General features: G+C 68.6%; 17 protein-coding genes. 6 read left to right on the top strand and 11 right to left on the bottom strand.

Features of this window, described 5'->3' with window-relative positions:
* Positions 1–30: 30 nt before the first annotated feature.
* Positions 31–510, top strand: coding sequence for an Appr-1-p processing protein (locus ACFXJL_RS19940; protein ID WP_384694165.1), 480 nt, complete (start codon positions 31–33; stop codon positions 508–510).
* Between the two features lie 94 nt (positions 511–604).
* Here ACFXJL_RS19940 and ACFXJL_RS19935 read toward each other — a convergent pair whose 3' ends face one another.
* Entirely contained in the window at positions 605–1,669 is a 1,065-nt protein-coding gene (locus ACFXJL_RS19935) for a S1 family peptidase (protein WP_358879327.1), read from the bottom strand.
* Between the two features lie 311 nt (positions 1,670–1,980).
* On the opposite strand from ACFXJL_RS19935, the gene ACFXJL_RS19930 reads away from it, so the two are divergent.
* Positions 1,981–2,742, top strand: a complete 762-nt coding sequence (locus ACFXJL_RS19930) for a Clp protease N-terminal domain-containing protein (RefSeq protein WP_384694162.1) — start codon at positions 1,981–1,983, stop codon at positions 2,740–2,742.
* A 250-nt stretch (positions 2,743–2,992) separates the two neighbouring features.
* On the opposite strand, the gene ACFXJL_RS19925 is transcribed toward ACFXJL_RS19930, so the two are convergent.
* Positions 2,993–3,346, bottom strand: coding sequence for a VOC family protein (locus ACFXJL_RS19925; RefSeq protein WP_358879323.1), 354 nt, complete (start codon positions 3,344–3,346; stop codon positions 2,993–2,995).
* A gap of 296 nt (positions 3,347–3,642) precedes the next feature.
* Between ACFXJL_RS19925 and ACFXJL_RS19920 the strand changes: the two genes are divergently transcribed.
* Entirely contained in the window at positions 3,643–4,146 is a 504-nt protein-coding gene (locus ACFXJL_RS19920) for a hypothetical protein (protein WP_329025004.1), read from the top strand.
* Between the two features lie 62 nt (positions 4,147–4,208).
* Here ACFXJL_RS19920 and ACFXJL_RS19915 read toward each other — a convergent pair whose 3' ends face one another.
* Positions 4,209–5,306 (bottom strand): FadR/GntR family transcriptional regulator, encoded by a 1,098-nt coding sequence (locus ACFXJL_RS19915; protein WP_384694158.1) that lies wholly within the window; start codon positions 5,304–5,306, stop codon positions 4,209–4,211.
* Positions 5,307–5,473: 167 nt separating this feature from the next.
* On the opposite strand from ACFXJL_RS19915, the gene ACFXJL_RS19910 reads away from it, so the two are divergent.
* Positions 5,474–6,928: an NAD-dependent succinate-semialdehyde dehydrogenase gene (locus tag ACFXJL_RS19910; protein ID WP_358879320.1), complete on the top strand. Its 1,455-nt coding sequence runs from the start codon at positions 5,474–5,476 to the stop codon at positions 6,926–6,928.
* A 259-nt stretch (positions 6,929–7,187) separates the two neighbouring features.
* Here ACFXJL_RS19910 and ACFXJL_RS19905 read toward each other — a convergent pair whose 3' ends face one another.
* Positions 7,188–7,637: an ATP-binding protein gene (locus tag ACFXJL_RS19905; protein WP_384694155.1), complete on the bottom strand. Its 450-nt coding sequence runs from the start codon at positions 7,635–7,637 to the stop codon at positions 7,188–7,190.
* 168 nt (positions 7,638–7,805) lie between these two features.
* Here ACFXJL_RS19905 and ACFXJL_RS19900 point away from each other — a divergent pair, with 168 nt between their 5' ends.
* Both ACFXJL_RS19900 and ACFXJL_RS19895 read left to right on the top strand, forming a co-directional pair.
* Complete coding sequence (locus ACFXJL_RS19900; protein WP_384694152.1) at positions 7,806–8,660, top strand: Scr1 family TA system antitoxin-like transcriptional regulator; 855 nt, start codon at positions 7,806–7,808, stop codon at positions 8,658–8,660.
* Positions 8,657–8,845 (top strand): DUF397 domain-containing protein, encoded by a 189-nt coding sequence (locus tag ACFXJL_RS19895; protein ID WP_358879316.1) that lies wholly within the window; start codon positions 8,657–8,659, stop codon positions 8,843–8,845. The genes ACFXJL_RS19900 and ACFXJL_RS19895 overlap by 4 nt, the downstream gene beginning before the upstream one ends.
* A gap of 154 nt (positions 8,846–8,999) precedes the next feature.
* Here ACFXJL_RS19895 and ACFXJL_RS19890 read toward each other — a convergent pair whose 3' ends face one another.
* From ACFXJL_RS19890 to ACFXJL_RS19860, 7 genes are all read right to left on the bottom strand, one after another.
* Positions 9,000–9,914 (bottom strand): NAD(P)-dependent oxidoreductase, encoded by a 915-nt coding sequence (locus ACFXJL_RS19890; RefSeq protein ID WP_329025016.1) that lies wholly within the window; start codon positions 9,912–9,914, stop codon positions 9,000–9,002.
* Between the two features lie 203 nt (positions 9,915–10,117).
* A complete protein-coding gene (locus tag ACFXJL_RS19885) occupies positions 10,118–11,380 on the bottom strand; it encodes a Xaa-Pro peptidase family protein (RefSeq protein ID WP_358879315.1) in 1,263 nt (420 codons plus the stop codon).
* Between the two features lie 55 nt (positions 11,381–11,435).
* A complete protein-coding gene (locus ACFXJL_RS19880; protein WP_358879314.1) occupies positions 11,436–12,326 on the bottom strand; it encodes an ATP-binding cassette domain-containing protein in 891 nt (296 codons plus the stop codon).
* Positions 12,323–14,305, bottom strand: a complete 1,983-nt coding sequence (locus ACFXJL_RS19875; protein ID WP_384633568.1) for a dipeptide/oligopeptide/nickel ABC transporter permease/ATP-binding protein — start codon at positions 14,303–14,305, stop codon at positions 12,323–12,325. Before ACFXJL_RS19875 ends, ACFXJL_RS19880 begins: the two co-directional genes overlap by 4 nt.
* Positions 14,302–15,246 carry an ABC transporter permease gene (locus ACFXJL_RS19870; RefSeq protein ID WP_384694146.1) on the bottom strand — a complete coding sequence of 315 codons (945 nt, stop codon included), beginning with the start codon at positions 15,244–15,246 and terminating at the stop codon, positions 14,302–14,304. Before ACFXJL_RS19870 ends, ACFXJL_RS19875 begins: the two co-directional genes overlap by 4 nt.
* On the bottom strand, positions 15,243–16,607 hold the full coding sequence (locus tag ACFXJL_RS19865) for an amidohydrolase family protein (RefSeq protein ID WP_358879312.1): 1,365 nt from the start codon (positions 16,605–16,607) through the stop codon (positions 15,243–15,245). Before ACFXJL_RS19865 ends, ACFXJL_RS19870 begins: the two co-directional genes overlap by 4 nt.
* Positions 16,600–18,294 carry an amidohydrolase gene (locus ACFXJL_RS19860; RefSeq protein WP_358879311.1) on the bottom strand — a complete coding sequence of 565 codons (1,695 nt, stop codon included), beginning with the start codon at positions 18,292–18,294 and terminating at the stop codon, positions 16,600–16,602. The genes ACFXJL_RS19865 and ACFXJL_RS19860 overlap by 8 nt, the downstream gene beginning before the upstream one ends.
* Between the last annotated feature and the right edge of the window lie 52 nt (positions 18,295–18,346).

Genomic DNA, 18,346 nt, shown 5'->3' with positions numbered 1-18,346 from the left:
TTGTCAGTGGTGGATCGTACGGTGGGATGCATGTCCGGGATCGTGTACGTACGGGGAGATGCCACCGCGCCTCAGGGCAAGGGGATCAAGCTGATCGCCCATGTCTGCAATGACCTGGGCGGCTGGGGCAAGGGGTTCGTGGTGGCGCTTTCGCGTCGCTGGCCGGAGCCGGAGGCGTCCTATCGCCGCTGGCACCGGGAGCGTGCGCGCAATGACTTCGGACTCGGGGCGGTGCAGTTCGTTCAGGTGGGCCCGTATGTCTGGGTGGCCAACATGGTGGGGCAGCGCGGGATGAAGCGTGGGAGCAAGGGGTCTCCCGTTCGCTATGACGCCATTGACACGGCGCTCGCAGCAGTGGCCGAGGAGGCTGTGGAGCGCGGGGCGAGTGTCCATATGCCGCGGATCGGCACGGGGCTCGCGGGAGGAGTCTGGTCCCGGATCGAGCCCTTGATCGTCGAGCGACTGATTGCACGGGACATATCGGTCACGGTGTACGACCACGACGGCTGATGAGGCGTCATACCGCGCCCGACTAATGGGGGGTGGACGCGAGTGCCTCCGACAGCAGCCGGGGGCGCCCGCGTCCGCGGAATGTTCGGGTTGGTCAGTAGACCGCCACGCCGTAGACGCTCAGCGCTTCGGTCACCGGCTGGTGGAGGGCCGAGCCGTTGGTGCCCCGACAGCCGGAGCTTCCCGAGTGGATGCCGAGGGCGGTCGAGCCGGAGAAGTGTGCACCCCCGCTGTCGCCACCTGCTGAGCAGGCCGTCGTCCGCACCAGACCGTAGACGGGCCCGTCGCTGTAGTTCACGGTGACGTTCACCGCCGTGACGGATCCGCTGGTCAGCTGGGTCGTCGAACCGCTCTTCTGGATGGCCTGCCCGACGATGGCGTCGGCGGCGGACGTGATGTCCTGGAAGGTGCCGTCGTACAGGTTGACGGTCCCCTCAGCCTGGGAGTTGTCCGTGTAGCGGATGATCCCGTAGTCGTTGGTCGGGTAGCTGGTGCCCTCACGGGTTCCCACCTCGGGACCACCGCTGCTCGTGGCCCAGCTGGCGGCGATGTTGGTGCAGTGTCCGGCGGTGAGGAAGGAGCGCACCCCGTCCTTGACCACGTTGAAGGCGGCGGAGCAGCGGTAGCCCGAGGACCAGATGGCGTCCCCGCCCGCCAGTTCCTTGTTGAAGACTCCGGGGACCCGTTTGATCCTCACCGCGTCGTCCAGACCGCCGGCCACCGTGTTGAGCAGGGCGATGGAGCGTTCGGACACGGACTCGTCCGCTTCCACGGCGACCTGATTGGTCGACGGATCGATGCCCCAGGAGGTGCCGGTGATCTTCGCCTGCTCCTCCAGGACCGCCATGGCGGCCTCCAGTTGGGCCGTGCTGCGCTTGACCACCTGTGCGCGAGTGCCCGTCCTGCGCACCTGCTCCGCCGATGCCTCGTCGGTGACGGCGACCACCAGTTCGCCGGTCGTCGAGTCCAGATAGGAGCCGGCCGCGTGTTCACCCAGGGACTTCTCCAGCCGGGAATCGAGGGCGTACGTACCGGTGGAGGCCGTGACCCCGGGGGAGGGTTCGGGTTCTGCGGCTGCAGCGGATGCGCTGCCGAGGCCGATTGCAGGGACCGTGAGGAGGACGGACAGACAGATGCGCGCGCCGAGCGAGCGTCTCATGGAGGGCTCTCCTTGTGCTGATGTCCCGTGAGAAGGGACTGACTGACCGGCAGTTTGTCGTGAATATTGTGTTTTTAGGTGAATTTGGGTTCGTGTCTCTCCGGGATGGCTGGAGGCCGGCCGGCCCGTTTGCTGCTGGTGAAAGTCGGGTGGTCGGCGGGGCGAATCGCTGGGCGATCCGGATGTGGTGGGGCGGCGCGGGGGCCATGGAGGGCAACTGGCCGGCTTTGGCCCTTGATGCGCCGACAGTTCTGTGGTGATAACCCCAAGGGGGTTATCTTGGGGTTACTAGTCGACCCGAGGGGTGTGCGATGCCGAAGATCAACGTCTATCTGCCCGATGAACTGGCCGAAGCGGTGAAGGAGGCGGGGGTGCCCGTGTCGGCCGTTTGCCAGCGGGCCCTGGAACAGGCCGTGCGGCGGCTGACCGCCATTCGCGAGACGGTCGTGGCCGACCTCGACAAGGAACCCACCGGCGCGTTGGCGCACTTCACCGCGAGGACGCGCACCGTGCTCGAACTGGCGGTGGAGCGGGCCCGGGACGCCGGTGCACCGAGGATGGGGACCGAGCACCTGCTGGGCGCGTTGCTGGATGAGGGCACCAACCTGGCCCTCCATGTACTGCGCGCCATGGAGATCGAGCCCGAGCAGGTCGGGCGCGATCTGGTCCGCCGACAGCCCGACCGGTCGGAGACCGCCGTGCCGGACGGCGATCCGCGCCGGTTCGACGGGCCCGCGGCCACCGCGTTGGAGTTGGCGGTCACGGAAGCGACCGCACTCGGCCACAACTACATCGGGTGCGAGCATCTGCTGCTCGGTCTGGCCGTGGAGCCCGACGGGGTGGCCGGACAGGTCCTCAGGGGGCTCGGCGCGGAACCCAAGCTCGTCCGACGAGCCGTCACCGCCGCACTCGCGGGCTATGTCCATCTGCGAGCGGAGAGCGGTCAGGGGCGACAGGTGGCATCCACGGATGTACGGGAAGCGCTCGCCGTTGCCGTCCGGAAGGAACTCGAACCGTTGAATCGACGCATCGCCCGACTGGAGGAGCACCTTGAGCTGAACCCCGAGGGCTGAGCGCCGTGTTCGGTCGTCGTCATGGTGCGCCGCAGCCGCAGCCGCAGAAGCCGTGCCACCGCCGATGTCTCCTCCCGCTGTGGCGGCGGCTGCTCGTGCTGCTCGTCCTGGTCCTCATCGTGTGCGGCGGCCTGTGGTGAGACGGGGGTCGATGCCCGCGATCGGCGACCCGCCGGCCCGTGTCGGCGCCAGAACCCTCCCGGGTGCACACGGTGAGGACTGAGAGGCAGGGCCTCGGAGCAGGGAGCTCCTAGGGGCGCGGCTGGCTGAGGACGCAGAACTCGTTGCCCTCGGGATCCGCCAGGACGACCCACGGCTGATCACCCTGGCCGATGTCAGTACGCCGTGCGCCATGAGCCAGCAGACGAGCCACCTCGGCTTCCTGGTCGTCGGGCCTGAAGTCGAGGTGCAGTCGGCTCTTGGCCTTCTTGCTCTCATGGATGCGGACGAACTCCAACCCGGGCAGACGATCCGGTGCCGGACGGATCTCGAACTCGTCATCGGAGGAGTGCACCACCACCCACCCCAGGGCCTCGGCCCACCACTGCCCCAAGGCTGTCGGATCCACCGAGTGGACGACTACCTGTTCCCATTGCAAGGTCATCCGCGGAGCTTAGACCTGTCGGGGCTTCGGTGGCAGGCGCCAAGACTTCCAAGACGTCCAAGACTTCCAATACGTCGCACACGGCCCCCAGCACGGGAAAGACCCGATGCCTCCCGCTCGGACGCCCCCGTGTACTGCTTCCGAGTGAACGTGACCTGCTGTTTCGGACACGGGCCAGACACCTTCCCGCCATCACCCGGGGAAGATGGGAGTTTGTGGTGGAACCGCAGGGGAAACCGACCAACTGCCCCTGGTGTGAACGGTTCCCGCGCGAGTCGAACGGGTAGGCGAGAATCATGAACGAGAATCTGCTGCCGTTCGACATTGGACCGCTCAATCCCAGCGGCTATCAGATTCTGGTCGGACTGCTGTCCTTCGCCATCGTCTATGTGCTGCTCGCCCGCTGGGTGTTGCCCCGGGCCGCGGACATCATCAGCAGGCGGGAGCAGGCCACCCACGGAGTTGCCGCCGAGGCCGAGCGCGTGCGTGCCGAGGCGGAGGAGGTCCGCGCGGAGCGTGACGCCATCCTGGCCGAGGCGCGCCACGAGGCCGCCCGTACCCGCCAGAAGGCCCATGAAGACGGCCTGGCGTTGATCGACGCCGCCCGGGCCGAGGGCCAGCGGGAGCGGGCGCGCATCCTGGCCGAGGGCGCTGTGGAGATCGAGGCCGCACGAGCCGTCGCCGAAGCAGAGTTGCGCGCCGACGTGGATCTCTGGGGCCTGGCCATGGCCGAGCGGGTCGTGGGCGAGGCGCTGGTGACCGGTCCGACGGACGGCGACGCCCGCCCGCCCCAGCACTGAACCCGGCATTGAACTGACCCCGGCATTGAACTGACCCGGGACGATCTGCCGGGTGGGCCGATTCAGCGTGTGCGGAGGTTCGTCATCAGCGTGTCGTGATGGTGCCGCACTGCTTCCAGGGCAGCCGGGGCGTCCGCGGCCTCGATCGCGGCCATGATCGGCTCATGAAGGGCGATGAGCCGCTCGGCCTCTCCGGGCGCGAGCCAGGGGGGCATGCTCTGGGCCCTGACCCACGGCTCGTACTCATAGCGAATGACGGCCGTGTGCACCGACTCGTAGATGGACGCGAGAAACGGATTGCCCGAGTGGCGCACGATCGTCGCGTGGAAGACGGTGTCCGCGGCGATCCAGGCGGAGACGTTTCCCGAGCTCTCCCGAAGCCGTTCGAACGCCGCGCGGACATCGTCGAGTCCGTCGAGTCCGTCGGGTACGCCCGCGTCCACCTGGGACGAGCGCTCGCGCAGGGCACCGATCGCCTCCTGTACGCCGACGGTCTCCAGCCAGAGCCGTAGTTGGGCGAGGTGGGGGATCGACTGCCGGTCGAGATCGAGCATCAGCCCCACCGTCGCGGTCATCACCCGGTCGGGTCGATGCACGACGTAGGCGCCGGAACCGGGACGGATCTCCACCAGCCCCATCAGGGAGAGGGTGCGCAGCGCTTGGCTCACCGTGGGACGACTGGTGCCGAACCGGACGGCCAACTCGCGTTCGGCGGGCAGTCGGGTGTCCTCGGCGAGGTCCTCGCTGATGATGAACTCGCGGATCTGATCGGCGACCCGATCGGACAGGGGGCGCACGGCAAGGGGTCGCACGGGCTGGAGGTTCACGGCGGGATCGGTACGCGAGGCCCCACCGCGCCTCCCGCGTTTCGGCCGCTGTGCCGCCTTGGCCTCGGTCGTGCCGGGCGGTGTGCTGTCACCGTGCTCCATGGACCCCTCCGACTCATTGGGCGCATTCCGCTGTCGGGTGCCCTCCGACGCTGCATCTGCGGTGCCACCGGCCGTGGCTCTTTCGGGTCGCCGCGGGGCTCGTGGGGAGACCACGTGCCCCGATGGCGAGTGGTTGCCCAAGGTGGCGAGCGTGTCCGCGCCGACCGAGGGTGCACCGGTGCCCGGAGCCACCTCCCGGTGGTCCGGTCCCGGGGCACGGGTTTCTGACACGGCTCTGCCTCCTCCGAGACGCGGACCCTGTGGCCCGGTGGCCAGGCCACTTTGCCACATCGCGACTTCCTCCTTGAACGTGACGGATTGGGCATGGACCCATTTGCGCCACGGGCCTATATTGGCTAATTGGCTAAGCCAATGCCCTTTTCCTGCTGAGGAGTCCCATGGAACTGCGCGTCGCCCTCGACCACTGCCCCACCGAACTGCTCATCGGGGGTGCCTGGCGTCCCTCGTCCGACGGGCGCCGCATCGAGGTCCACGATCCCGCCGCCGCCATGCCGATCGCCCAGGTGGCCTCCGCCACCGCCGGTGACGCCGTCGCCGCGGTCGACGCAGCGGAGCAGGCACTACCCGGATGGGCCGCCACTCCCGCGCGCCAGCGCTCGGCCGTCCTGCGGCGCGCCTATGAGCTGATGACCGAGCGGTCGGAGTTCTTCGCCACCCTGATCAGCGCCGAGAACGGCAAGGCCCTGCCCGACGCCCGGGCCGAGGTCGCCTACGCCGCGGAGTTCTTCCGTTGGTACTCCGAGGAGGCGGTACGTCTGGCGGGCACCGTTCAGCACGCCCCGGCGGGCGGCTACCGGATACTCGTCGACCGCGCGCCCATCGGCGTCGCCGTGCTGGTAACGCCGTGGAACTACCCCGCTGCGATGGCGACCCGCAAGATCGGGCCGGCGTTGGCCGCCGGGTGCTCGGTCGTTCTGAAGCCCGCCAGCGACACCCCTTTGACCGCGCTGGCCATCGGTGCCCTCATGGCGGAGGCCGGCGCGCCCGACGGGGTGGTCAATGTGGTCCCCGCGGACCGCTCCGGAGCCGTCGTCACCGCCATGCTTGAGCACCGGGCCGTACGGAAGCTCTCCTTCACCGGCTCCACCGAGGTCGGCCGGCGGCTTCTGCACGGCGCGGCCGACCGGGTCCTGAGCACCTCCATGGAACTCGGTGGCAACGCACCCTTCCTGGTCCTGGAGGACGCCGACCTCGACGCCGCCGTCCAGGGCGCCATGCTCGCCAAGATGCGCAACGGCGGCGAAGCCTGCACGGCCGCCAACCGCTTCTACGTCCATGAGTCCGTGGCCGAGGAGTTCGGCATCCGGCTCGCCGCCGCGATGGGCTCCCTGCGCATGGGGCCCGGACTGGAGAAGGACACCGAGGTCGGACCGCTGGTGAACGCCGAAGCACAGGCCAAGGTCGCCGAACTCGTCGACGACGCGGTGGCGCGCGGCGCCAGGGTGCGCACCGGCGGGCGCATCCCGGACCGCATCGGCTACTACTACGAGCCCACCGTCCTCGACGAGGTGGCCCCCGGCTCCGCCATCCTGGACGAGGAGATCTTCGGACCGGTGGCCCCGCTCGTCAGGTTCCGCGACGAGGCCGAGGCGATCCGGCTCGCCAACGCCACCGAGTACGGCCTCGTGTCCTACGTCTACACCCGCGATCTTCGTCGGGGCCTCGCGGTCTCCGGAGCGCTGGAGACCGGAATGGTCGGCCTCAACCGCGGCATCGTCTCCGACCCCGCCGCACCCTTCGGAGGCGTCAAGCAGAGCGGGCTGGGGCGCGAAGGCGGGCACGAGGGAATCCTTGAGTACACCGAGACCAAGTACATCGCCACTGACTGGTAGTCGCCCGCCTCGCGAGCGCACCACCGGAAGGGGCAGGCCCATCATGGGGGGTGGGCCTGCCCCTTCGGCGTACTGTCCGGCGTGATGCCGCTTACAGGCATCACACGAGTCCGGCACATCACATGAGTCCGGCAGGCGATCCCGCAGCGCAGTGGAGAACATGAGGTTCTGCCCGCGCTGGCAGCCGCAGGGGTCGCGACGGGCATCGGTGTTCACCCCACGCGACCAGGCCGCCCAGGCCCAACGCCACGTCCTCACCTCAGAGACCTGCGGTCTCCAATTCCACCCACACGGTTTTGCCGCTCGGCGGATGGGGTCGGGCACCCCATCGATCGGCGAGCGCCGCGACCATCAGCAGGCCGCGTCCCGACTCCGCTTCGGCATCCCGTACGTCCGTCGGCGTCGCGCTTCGGGGGAGCGCCCGGTCGCCGCGGGCGTCGGTGACCTCCAGCAGCAGGAGGCCACAGGTCGTGTCCCACCGCAGTGCGACCCGGAATCCGCGCCCACGCACCCACGCATGGATTGCCGCGTTGGTGGCCAACTCGGCGATGACGGCCTCCGCCCGGTCCCTGATCTCGCTCGCCACCTCCCAGCGGTCCAGTGTTGCGGCGGTGACTCGCCGGGCGAGTCGGGCGCTCCTGGCGGTGCAAGGAAACCTCTTGGAGAACACACGTACGGTGACGGCGCATTCAGGCGCTGTGAAGTGCATGACTGTCACCATGCCGCTGGGTCCAAGGCCCCTACCAGGGGTGATCCTGGTACGCGCGCATCGCGTACGTGACTGTTCGATGGACAGTACGCCGATCCGTCCAACACGCTGGGTGAGTGATGCTCAGGGGCGGAACAGGCCCCGTTCATGGCCCCGGAGGTGTGGCGTATGACCGTGGACGAGACGGACACGACGGTGGGTGACTGGGAGCGGGAGCCTGACCCTTCGGACAGTCTGCGGACCTTCGGGGCGGTCGTCCAGGCATTACGGGAACACGCGGGCATCACCCGCGAGGAGTTCGGGACGCGCGTGCGGTACTCGAAGCACACGGTGGCATCGGTGGAACTCGGCCGCCGGATGCCAGATCCCGCCTTCGTGGAGAGGGCCGAAGAACTCCTGGGAAACACGGGTGCGCTGCGCAAGGCGGCCAGGCACCTGACGAGGAGCGAGCCCGGGTTGGCCGTTTGGTTCCGTCGATGGGCCAGATTGGAGAGGGCGGCCGTCAGCCTGTGCACCTACGAATGCCGTCTGGTGCCGGGGTTGTTGCAGTCGGAGGGGTACGCGCGTGCCCTCTGTGAGAATGATGTTCCGCCGATGGGAGACGATGAGTTGGAGGCCACGGTAGGGGCGCGTCTGGAGCGGCAGAGACTCCTTCGGGAGCGTCCCAACTGTGCGTTCGACTTTGTCATCGAGGCAGGCGTACTCATGCGTCGACTCGGCGGAGTTGGGGTGATGGTGGGCCTGCTCGACCACATCTGCGAGCTTGCATCCCTGCGCAATGTCACCATCCAGATCATGCCCGTCGACAGTGAGCACCACGCGTGCCTGGCTGGCTCCGTTCGCCTTCTGGAAACGATGGAGGGACGCCGGCTGGCGTACTCGGAGGGACAAGAAAGCGGCAGACTCATCTCTGACGGGAATCAGGTCCGCAGGATTCGGATGCGCTATGCCAGACTGCGCTCGCAGGCTCTCTCCCCGAAAGACTCGTTGGGTCTGCTGGAGCGGATGCGAGGAGTGTTATGAGTCCGGTCGAGCGTTGCTGGTTCAGGTCGAGTTACAGCAGTGCGCAGGGCGACGACTGTGTGGAGGTCGCCGTTGTGGAGCAGGTGGTGTGTGTGCGGGATTCCAAGGATGTGGAGCGTCCGTCGTTCGCCGTTGGGCGTGTGGGCTGGGTGCGTTTCGTGCGGTTCGCAGCCGAAGGCGTGTGACCGCGATCCCGTTGCGTACGACCTGGAAATCCGATGTGACCGGACCGGGTGGTGCGCCCCGGTCCGGTCACGTGGATGACCGCCGCGTGCGCACCCTCGCAGGACAGGGGAGCGCTGGTACGCACACGGCGGTCGGTTCAGTGGGAGACGTCCGTTACTCGGCTTGCTCGGAGTCTCCGTCACGCATACCGGCGGCCCGCGCCTCCACCTCGTACAGGGCGGCGTAGTCCTGCTCGGCGAAGCCGTGGCCGATCGCGGTCTGGATCAGCTGGTGGACCATGCTGCTCACCGGCAGCGGGACCTCCAACTGGCGGGCTGCGCCGAGGCCGAGGTCGAAGTCCTTGCGCAGCATCTTGTTGTTGAAGGTGGGCGTGTAGTCGCGCTCGACCAGCGCCCGGCCCTTGTGCTTGATGAAGGTCGACCCGAGCACCGAGCCGTTGATGAAGTCCACGAACGCGGCCTTCGGCACGCCGCCCTTCTCGGCGAGCGTGGTGACCTCCACCAGCGCCTGGGTGATCATGCCGAGCATCAGGTTGTGGCAGATCTTCACCAGTCGGCTCTGCTCGCCCGGTCCGGCGTGGACCACGGTGGGGGCGATCATCTCCAGGTAGGGCGCCACCCGGTCGTAGGTCTCCCGCGGCCCGGAGGCCACGATCGCGCCCCGGCCGTCGGCGACCATGGCCGGGTTACCACTGATGGGAGAGGCCAGGAAGGCGACGCCGGCGGCCTCGGCAGCGGCGCGCACCTCGGCCGATGCCTCGGCGGAGACGGTCGAACAGTCGACGATGACCTGCGGCAGCTTCTTCGCTCGCAGCAGACCGCCCTCACCGGTGGTGACCGTGATCAGGTCCGCGCTCGCGGAGACCATCACGAAGACGATGTCCACGTCCGCCAGGTCCGTGATGGAGTCGACCGCCTTGGCGCCCTTCTCTACCAGGGGTGCGGTCTTCGAGGCCGTACGGTTCCATACGGAGACGTCCGAGCCACCGTCCAGCAGGGCGCCGGCCATCACCGTGCCCATGCGACCGGTGCCGAGCCAACCGAGCCGCTCACCGCGGGTTCCGCTCATTGTTTGTACCCTTTCGATCTTTGATTGCAAGAAACTGCTCATGCTGGAAACTGTGCTCAATATGGGTCATATCTGAGCGAAATTCATGATGTTCGTCAGTGACCCACGGCCGTGGCGATGATCTGGGCGAGCCGGTCCCTCGGGGGGAGTCCCCCCGAGGGGAGTCGCCCGTCCCTTCGACGCGCCCGGGGTCTCGCCGTGGATCAGTACTTGTTGGCGATGAACAACTCGTCGGCCGGGAAGCGGGTCAGGATCTCCACGCCGGACGCGGTGACCACGACCTCTTCCTCGATCCGGGCCGCGGAGACCCCGTCAGCCGCCGGGCAGTAGGTCTCCAGGGCGAAGACCATGCCCTCCTCGATCAGCATCGGGTTCTCCAACGAGGTCAGCCGGCTGATGATGGGCCGCTCGTGCAGCGCCAGACCCAGACCGTGGCCGAAGAGCAGACCGAACGCCGTCTTCTCGTCCTGGACACCGATCTCCTCCGCGGTCGGCCACAGCCGCGCCACATCGGCGGTGGACACACCGGGCTTGATCGCCTGGATCGCGATGTCCATCCACTCCCGGGCACGCGAGTAGGCGTCGTGCTGCACCTGGGTCGCCCGGCCGACGTTGAACGTGCGGTAGTAGCAGGTCCGGTAGCCGTTGTACGAGTGCATGATGTCGAAGAACGCCTGGTCACCCGGGCGGATGATGCGGTCCGAGAAGTTGTGCGGGTGCGGGTTGCAGCGCTCGCCCGAGACCGCGTTGATCGACTCGACGTCGTCCGAACCCATCTCGTACAGACGCTTGTTGGCCAGCGCCACGATCTCGTTCTCACGCACACCGGGCTTCAGCGCCTCGGTGATGTCGTGGTAGGCGCCGTCCACCATGGCCGCGGCCATGGACAGCAGGGTGATCTCGTCGCGGTTCTTGATCTGACGGGCGTCCAGCATCACCTGCTGGCCGTCCCGGACGTCGATGCCCTGCCGGACGAGCTCGGAGTGTAGCGGTATGTCGAGGATGTCCACACCGATGGGCATGCCGCCCACCCCCGCAGCGGCGAGCCGGTCCTTGATCTCGGTGATGGCCTTGGCCATCAGCCCCGCGTCCGGCGGCACCGCGCCGCGCATGGTCGTCCAGGACGACAGACAGTTCTCGGGCTTCATCCACGGTGCGTACATCCGGTTGTGCACCGCAGCCGAGCCGAAGTCCCAGAGGATGACCTCGCCGGTACGGGTGTAGATGGCGTACCGCGACAGCTTTTCGCGGGTCCACTCACCGATCGAGATGCCCGTCAGATAGCGGATGTTGTTGTTGTCGAACACCAACACCGCGCCCAGTTCGCTCTCCTCCAGCGCCTGCTGGATGCGGGAGGTGCGGTAGGAACGCAGCCGCTCGAAGTTGACGCGCTCCTCGAAGTCGACCATGCCGTGGCCGGGCGCGGGAGCTATGGGCAGCGCCGGAATGGGGAGGGAACCGCTCATGATGGATCTCCGATGCTCAGAGGGGGGAACAGCGCTCGCGTGACCGGGCGGACGCCTAGGCGTCCGTGGCCAGCGCCCGCCGCTGGGCCGTGCGAGCCGCCTGCCGGGCGGGGTTGGCCACCAGCGTCGAGGCCAGCAGCCGTTGGGTGTAGGAGTGGGAAGGCGTGCGGTAGACCTGGTCGGCCGGACCGGACTCGACCATCTGGCCCAGGTAGAGCACCCCGATGTCATCGCTGATGTGTCGCACGACTTCCAGGTCGTGCGCGATGAACAGATAGCTGACGGACAACTCGCGCTGGAGCTCCATCAGCAGGTTGATCACCTGGCTCTGGGTGCTCACGTCCAGCGCGCTGACCGGCTCGTCACAGACGATCAACCGGGGGCGAGGGGCCAGCGCCCGGGCGATGGCGACGCGCTGCCGCTGACCGCCCGAGAGCTCGTGGGGGTAGCGATCGGCGTGGTAGCCGGAGAGCCCCACCCGGTCCAGGGCGTGCTCGACCTCCCGGTCCCGCTCCAGTCCGGAGAGCGGACGGTGCCGGGTGATGGCCTGGCCGATCGTGGTGGCGATGGTCTGCCGGGGGTTGAGTGACGACATGGGGTCCTGGAAGACCACCTGCACGTCACGGTTGAACGACAGCGGGGTTCGCTTGCCGAAGGTGGCCATGTCCTTGCCGTCGAAGACGACCCGTCCGCCCGAGACCGGAGCCAGCCTGAGGATCGCCCGGCCGATGCTGCTCTTGCCGGAGCCGGACTCGCCCACCAGTCCGAGCGTACGACCGCTCTCGATGGCGAAACTGACGTCCCGCACGGCGGTGAGCGTCTTCGCCCTTCCGGTCATGCCGCGCCCCAACTGGTAGCGCACGGTGAGGTTCTCCACCGACAGCAGGGGTGCCCCGTCCGACGGGGTGGGCTGCTGTTCGGTGTCGGGAGTGATGTCGATGCTCATCGGGCACCTGCCAGTTCGAGTTCGGTGACCCTCAGGCAGCGCACCCCGTCCGCGTCGGCCGGCACCGAGCCGGTCCGGCAGTTGTCCGTGGCGTACGGACAACGCGGATGGAAGCGACAGCCCTGCGGCCAGGCCCAGGCGGGAGGAACCCGACCGGGAATGGTGGCCAGCGGCTCACCGTCCGTCTCGCTGTGCGGTACGGCGGCGAGCAGGGCCTCCGTGTACGGGTGCTTCGGCTCGGCGAACGCGTCCTTGACGGTGCGCTGTTCGACGATCTGCCCCGCGTACATCACCGCGACCCGGTCGCACGTGTCCGCGACGACCCCCAGGTCATGGGTGATGATCAGGAGCGACATCTGGAGCCGTTCCCGCAGGGACGCCAGCAGATCGAGCACCTGTGCCTGGATGGTGACGTCGAGCGCGGTGGTCGGCTCGTCGGCGATCAACAACTCGGGATCACAGGCGAGTGCACCCGCGATGACGACCCGCTGGGCCATGCCGCCGGAGAACTGGTGCGGATAGTCCTTCAGACGCTCCTGCGGATTGGGCACGCCCACCAGGGCGAGGAGTTCCGCCGCCCGCTCGTTGGCCTCGTCCTTGCTGAGGCCGGAGTGCGCACGGATGGCGTCGGTGAGCTGGCGGCCCACCGTGTGGACGGGGGAGAGCGCGGAGCCGGGGTCCTGGAAGACCATGCCGATCCGCTTGCCGCGCACCTGGCGCAGCCGCTCACCGGACAGCCCGGCGATCTCGGAGTCCTCCAGCCGGATGGAACCACCGGCGACGGTGACGCCCTTGGGCAGCAGCCCGAGGATCGCCGCCGCGGTGATCGACTTGCCGCAGCCGGACTCGCCGACCACGCCGAAGGTCTCTCCCCGCTTGATGTGGAACGAGACGTCCGACACCAACTGGGCGCCGTTGCGGTCGGTGACGGTCAGCCCGTCCACCCGCAGCAGTGCGTCGTCGGGCGCGGCGACCGGTGTGGAGACGATCGGCAGCGCCTTCTTCTTTCCCGAACCGGCCCGGGGCGCGGACCGCGGTGAACCCGCGTCCCTGAGCCCGTCGCCGAGGAGGTTGAAGACGAGCACGCTCAGGGTGATCGCGGCTCCCGGCAGGATCGCCAGCAGCGGATGCTCGGACACGTGCTGTCGCGACGCATCCAGCATGGCGCCCCAGCTGACCTGGGTGGCGTCGATGCCGACACCGAGGAAGCTCAGGGTCGCCTCGATCAACAGCGCCGTACCGAGTGCGATGGACGCCTGGACGATGATGGGCGGCGACACATTGGGCAGCACCTGCCGGAGCATGATGCCCGAGGAGCGCAACCCGAGGACGCGCGCCGCATCCACGTACAGCTTCTCGCGTTCCGCCAGGACGACGGCCCGGGTGATCCGCATGAAGCTCACGGCGAAGATCAGTCCGACGGCGAGCATCGCATTGCCGAGACCGCTGCCGAGGACGGCGACGAGGGCGAGGGCGAGCAGCAGGGCGGGGATCGACTGCATCACATCGGCGATCCGCATGCCGATCCGGTCCCACCAACCGCCCCGGTAGCCCACGAAGACCCCGAGGCCGACGCCGAGCACCAGACCGATCGCAACGCTCTCCGCGGAGGCGAGCAGTGCGGTACGGGTGCCGTAGATGAGCCTCGACAGGGTGTCGCGACCCAGATCGTCGGTGCCGAGCCAGTGATCGCCGCTGGGGCCCTGCAACTTGTTCTGCACATTGGGTGCCGCCGGGTCGTACGGAGCGATCCAGGGCGCCGCGAACGCCAGGATGACCTGGAGCAGCAGCATGGTGATGCAGAACAGGGTGACGGGCTGGCGCAGCATCCGGCGCAGCGTGCGGGCCTTGACCCGTGGTGCGGCTGCCTCGGCTGTGTCGCCAGGGGATCCGCCGGCCCCGGGGACGTCAGCGGGATCGGTCTGCTCGGTGAGGACGGCGGTGGATTGGAGCGTCCCCTCGCGCGGGTTGTCGTTCATTGGGGCCTCACCTTCGGGTTGATCACGCCGTACAGCAGGTCCGCGCCCAGGTTGACCAACAACACGATGACCGCGACGAGGACGATGGAGCCTTGGAGCACCGGGTAGTCGGCGCGTACGACGCTGTCGATGAGCATCGTGCCGAGACCGGGGACCGCGAAGATCCGTTCGATGACGAAGCTCGCGGCGACCAGGACCGACATCTGGATGGCGATCACGGCCAGCACCGGGACCATGGCGTTCTTGATCGCGTACCGCAGGACGATCTTCCGCTTGCGGATGCCGCGGGCCAGGAGCGTGGTGACGTACGGCGATTCCAGCGCGTCGATCATGGCGCTGCGGGTCTGTCGGGCGATCACGGCGGCGGTGTGCGAGCCGAGGGCGATCGCCGGCAGGATCATCCCGGTCACCCAGGCGCCCGGGTCCTCGGTGATCGGTGTGTAGCCGACGACCGGCAACCAGCCGAGGTTCACCGCGAACACCAGCACCAGCAGCAGTCCCAGCCAGAAGCTGGGGACGGCGAGCCCGAGGGCCACCACGGTCGTCAGCAGACGGTCCGCGAGGGTGCCCGGGCGCAGCGCACCCAGTACCCCGAGCGGCACGCCGGCCAGCAGGGCGAGCGCCATGCCCGCGATGGCGAGGGAGAGCGTGATGCCGATGCCGGTGGAGATGGACTCGGAGACCGGGACGCTGGTGTACAGCGAGTTCCCGAGGTCTCCGGTGACGGCTCCACCGAGCCAGTCGATGTACTGCTCGAAGATGGGCCTGCTCAAGCCCATCTGGTCCCTGAGCGCGTCCTTGTCGGCGGCGGGTGCGCCTTCACCCAGGATCTGCGCCACCGGGTCGGTGGGCGTCAGATGCACCAGGGTGAAGACGAACGCCGACACCAGCAGCAGTGTGGGCAGTGCGGAGAGCAGCCGCTGGAGGACGAATTTGGTCATCCGTCCGCGCCTTGCGCTGATCGTGCGTCGGCGAAGACGCGCTCGCGCACCCGACGGACCGCGGCGCCGGCCTCCGTGCGGTCCAGGTCGGTCATCCGGCCGCCGCGCTTGCGGACCACTCCGCCCACGATGACGGTGTCGACGTCGGAGGGGTTGGTCTGGAGCACGATGTGGGCGGCCGGGTCGCCGAGCGCCATGCCGTACGGCTCGGTGTTGACCAGGACGACATCGGCGAACCGCCCGGGGGCGAGGACGCCGAGCTCATCGCCGAGACCGATGGCGCGCGCCGCGTTGACCGTGGCGAACTCCAACATCTGCCGCGGGTCGACGGTCGGGCTGCCGGAGCGGCGCTCCAGCGGCCAGCGGCCCGCCTCGCGCTCGATGGAGGCGTCCACGTTGCGCATCAGCAGGAACGTGAGCCGCATCGTGGCGAAGAGGTCGATGGAGACCCGCGAGTTGGTGTCGATGCCCAGGCTCGGGGAGGCGCCCGCCTTGTAGGCGCGGTTGAGGACGGTCATCGAACGCCCGCCGCCGAACTCGCCTTCGGGGGTGAAGGAGATGCCGCCGCCGCAGGACGCCAGGAGTTCCAGCTCCCCGTCGTCCGCCGCGTTGGCGTGCGCCGGGAGGATGTCCTCGTCGAGGAGGCCGGCCTCGTGCAGGGCGCGGATCTGGCCGGGCGGGTTCTGGTGGACGCTCATCCGCATCCCCAGTTCGCGGGCGAGACCGATCTCCTTGGAGATCCGGTCCATGCTGCCGAACTCGATGGACGACAGGGCCATGCCGACCCGCAGCAGCTCGTCGTCCGCGGTCTCCTCGTGGAGTTCCCGGATGTGGTTGAGGCGCCAGGCGTGGTCCTCGGGCGGGGCACCGAAGCTGCCGAGCATCCCGTACGCCCACAGGGTGCGCTGTCCGGTGGTGCGGTGGGCCCGCACTCCGGCCTCGGCCGCCTCGGGCGACATGACGTTGTGACAGAAGTCCAGGACACCGGTGACACCGGCGTCCAGCATCTGCACCGAGCCGGCCAGGGTGGCGTCGTAGATGTCCTCGGCGACGAAGTGCTCACGGAGGTAGAAGACCTGGGACTGGTAGTCGTCGAAGGTCCAGCCGCTGGAGTGCAGTCCCTTGAGCGGGGTCTGCCAGGCGTGCATGTGGGTGTCGATGAGGCCGGGGATGGCGATCATCCCGCGGGCGTCGATCTCCTGGGCGTCTTCGTCGACCAGGTCGGTGCCGATGGCGGCGATCCGGTCGCCGACGATGAGGATGTCACCGGGGGTGAGATCACCGAGCTCGGGGTCCATCGTGAGAACGGTGGCGTTCTTGATGAGCACTCGGGACTCGTTGGGACGGTTGGTCTCAGGCACGGCTGACTCCCTGTGGTTCGGGGGCGGCGATGGCGATGTCGGCGAAGGGCTTGGCGGTGTGGACCACACGTCCGCCGACGACGGTGAGAACGGATTCGATACGGGGGATGACCTCTTCGTCGACGCTGAAGTAGTCGTCGCTGAGGACGGCGAGGTCGGCCAGCAGTCCGGGTTCGAGGCGCCCGCGGTCGTTCTCCTCGAAGCTGAACCAGGCACCGGATGCGGTGTAGCCGCGCAGTGCCTCTTCCCGGCTGAGCAGGTGCTGCGGGGCGAGGGTGTCGTTACCGGTGACCGTGCGGCCGTTGAGGAACCAGGCGAGGGTGGCGAAGGGGTTGTAGGAGGCGACCCGCATGGCGTCGGACCCGAGGCCGAGCGGAATGCCGCGCTCGATCAGGCTGCGCATCGGCGGGGCCTCGGAGACGGTCTCGGCTCCCCAGGCGGTGATGGCCTCATCGCCCTGGAAGCGGAACAGACCCTGGGCGAGGACTCCGGCGCCCAGCGCCTCGATGCGGTCCACGTCAACCGGCTTGAGGGGCTCGGCGTGGACGAGTGCCCAGCGCAGCTTGCTGATGTCGTGCTCGGCGTGCACCTGCTCCCAGGCGGTGAGGACGGCGTCGATGGTCTCGTGGTGGTGTGCGTGGGTGTGCACGGTCCAGCGGTTGCTGGCCAGGTCGGAGAACATGCCGCGCAGCTGCTCCCGCACCTCGTCGTCGATGACGACAGGGTGTGCGATCTTGTCGACGGTCCGGTAGAGGGCGACCTCTCCGGAACCGATGACGCGCAGCATTCCGTCGCCGACGTCCAGCGGGGTGAAGCGCAGGTACCCGGCCAGGTCCTCCAGCTCGGTGCCGGCACGCTCGGCGTGCACGGCGAGCCGGGTGCGGACCGTGAGCTGGCCGCGCCGCCAGGTCTCCCGGATCGCGGGGTAGGCGGCCGGTCCGCTGTTGAAGCCGCCGCCGTCGATGGCGCCGGTGATCGCGAGGCGGTTGAGCTCGCGGGACATCTCGGCGGTGGAGGCGATCTGCTCCTCCAGGGTGGGGCTCGGCATCCGCCGGTAGAACCACTCCATCAACGGGGTGCCGTTGACCTTGCCGGTCAGTTCGCCGTCGGCGTCGGTCTCGAAGGAGGCGGTCTTGAAGCCCTCTTCGCCGAGCTGGCGCACGAGGGCGTGGTCCACGCCCAACTCCCGCATGGCCGCCGTGTTGAGAACGGCCCAGTCGTACAGGAACTGCACGTAGACGGGGTTGTCGGGCGCGGCCTCGTCCAGCTCCTGGCGGCTCGGTCCCCGGTTCTCGGGGAACTGCGCCGGGTGCCAGCCGCCGATCACCCTGATCCAGCTGCCGGCGGGCCGTTCGGCGGCGCGCCGGGTGATGGCAGCGAGACCGCTCTCCAAGGAGAGCTCGTCCTCCCAGCGGACCTCGTCCCGCCAGGTGCGGCCGGCGCGGACGACGTGTACGTGGGAGTCGATCAGGCCGGGGATGACCCGGCGCCCCGCCAGGTCCACCACGGTCGTGTCGGGTCCTGCCAGGTCCTCGATCTCCCGGCTGGTGCCGATGGCGGAGACCCGCTCGCCGGTGATGGCGATCGCGTCGACCTCGGCGTACTGCTCGTCCGTTGACATGGTGGTCACACGGCCGTTGAGAAGGACCAGATCGGGACGGGTGCTCGGGGGCTGGACAGTGCTCATGGGTGGGTTTCTCCATCCGGGACGTACGGTACGGAAAGGGCCGGGGTGGCCG

The organism is Streptomyces sp. NPDC059256 (assembly GCF_042753785.1).
GTDB lineage: Bacteria > Actinomycetota > Actinomycetes > Streptomycetales > Streptomycetaceae > Streptomyces.
Note: the sequence above shows the minus strand (reverse complement) of the source record. Positions and strands in the feature narration are given on the sequence as shown.

Excerpts from the sequence above, each read along its gene's own strand:
- ACFXJL_RS19935 (WP_358879327.1), bottom strand. The coding sequence starts at position 1,669 with ATGAGACGCTCGCTCGGCGCGCGCATCTGTCTGTCCGTCCTCCTCACG.
- ACFXJL_RS19875 (WP_384633568.1), bottom strand. The coding sequence starts at position 14,305 with ATGAACGACAACCCGCGCGAGGGGACGCTCCAATCCACCGCCGTCCTC.
- ACFXJL_RS19890 (WP_329025016.1), bottom strand. The coding sequence starts at position 9,914 with ATGAGCGGAACCCGCGGTGAGCGGCTCGGTTGGCTCGGCACCGGTCGC.
- ACFXJL_RS19930 (WP_384694162.1), top strand. The coding sequence starts at position 1,981 with ATGCCGAAGATCAACGTCTATCTGCCCGATGAACTGGCCGAAGCGGTG.
- ACFXJL_RS19925 (WP_358879323.1), bottom strand. The coding sequence starts at position 3,346 with ATGACCTTGCAATGGGAACAGGTAGTCGTCCACTCGGTGGATCCGACA.
- ACFXJL_RS19880 (WP_358879314.1), bottom strand. The coding sequence starts at position 12,326 with ATGAGCATCGACATCACTCCCGACACCGAACAGCAGCCCACCCCGTCG.
- ACFXJL_RS19905 (WP_384694155.1), bottom strand. The coding sequence starts at position 7,637 with ATGCACTTCACAGCGCCTGAATGCGCCGTCACCGTACGTGTGTTCTCC.
- ACFXJL_RS19940 (WP_384694165.1), top strand. The coding sequence starts at position 31 with ATGTCCGGGATCGTGTACGTACGGGGAGATGCCACCGCGCCTCAGGGC.
- ACFXJL_RS19920 (WP_329025004.1), top strand. The coding sequence starts at position 3,643 with ATGAACGAGAATCTGCTGCCGTTCGACATTGGACCGCTCAATCCCAGC.
- ACFXJL_RS19900 (WP_384694152.1), top strand. The coding sequence starts at position 7,806 with ATGACCGTGGACGAGACGGACACGACGGTGGGTGACTGGGAGCGGGAG.
- ACFXJL_RS19895 (WP_358879316.1), top strand. The coding sequence starts at position 8,657 with ATGAGTCCGGTCGAGCGTTGCTGGTTCAGGTCGAGTTACAGCAGTGCG.
- ACFXJL_RS19910 (WP_358879320.1), top strand. The coding sequence starts at position 5,474 with ATGGAACTGCGCGTCGCCCTCGACCACTGCCCCACCGAACTGCTCATC.
- ACFXJL_RS19870 (WP_384694146.1), bottom strand. The coding sequence starts at position 15,246 with ATGACCAAATTCGTCCTCCAGCGGCTGCTCTCCGCACTGCCCACACTG.
- ACFXJL_RS19860 (WP_358879311.1), bottom strand. The coding sequence starts at position 18,294 with ATGAGCACTGTCCAGCCCCCGAGCACCCGTCCCGATCTGGTCCTTCTC.
- ACFXJL_RS19885 (WP_358879315.1), bottom strand. The coding sequence starts at position 11,380 with ATGAGCGGTTCCCTCCCCATTCCGGCGCTGCCCATAGCTCCCGCGCCC.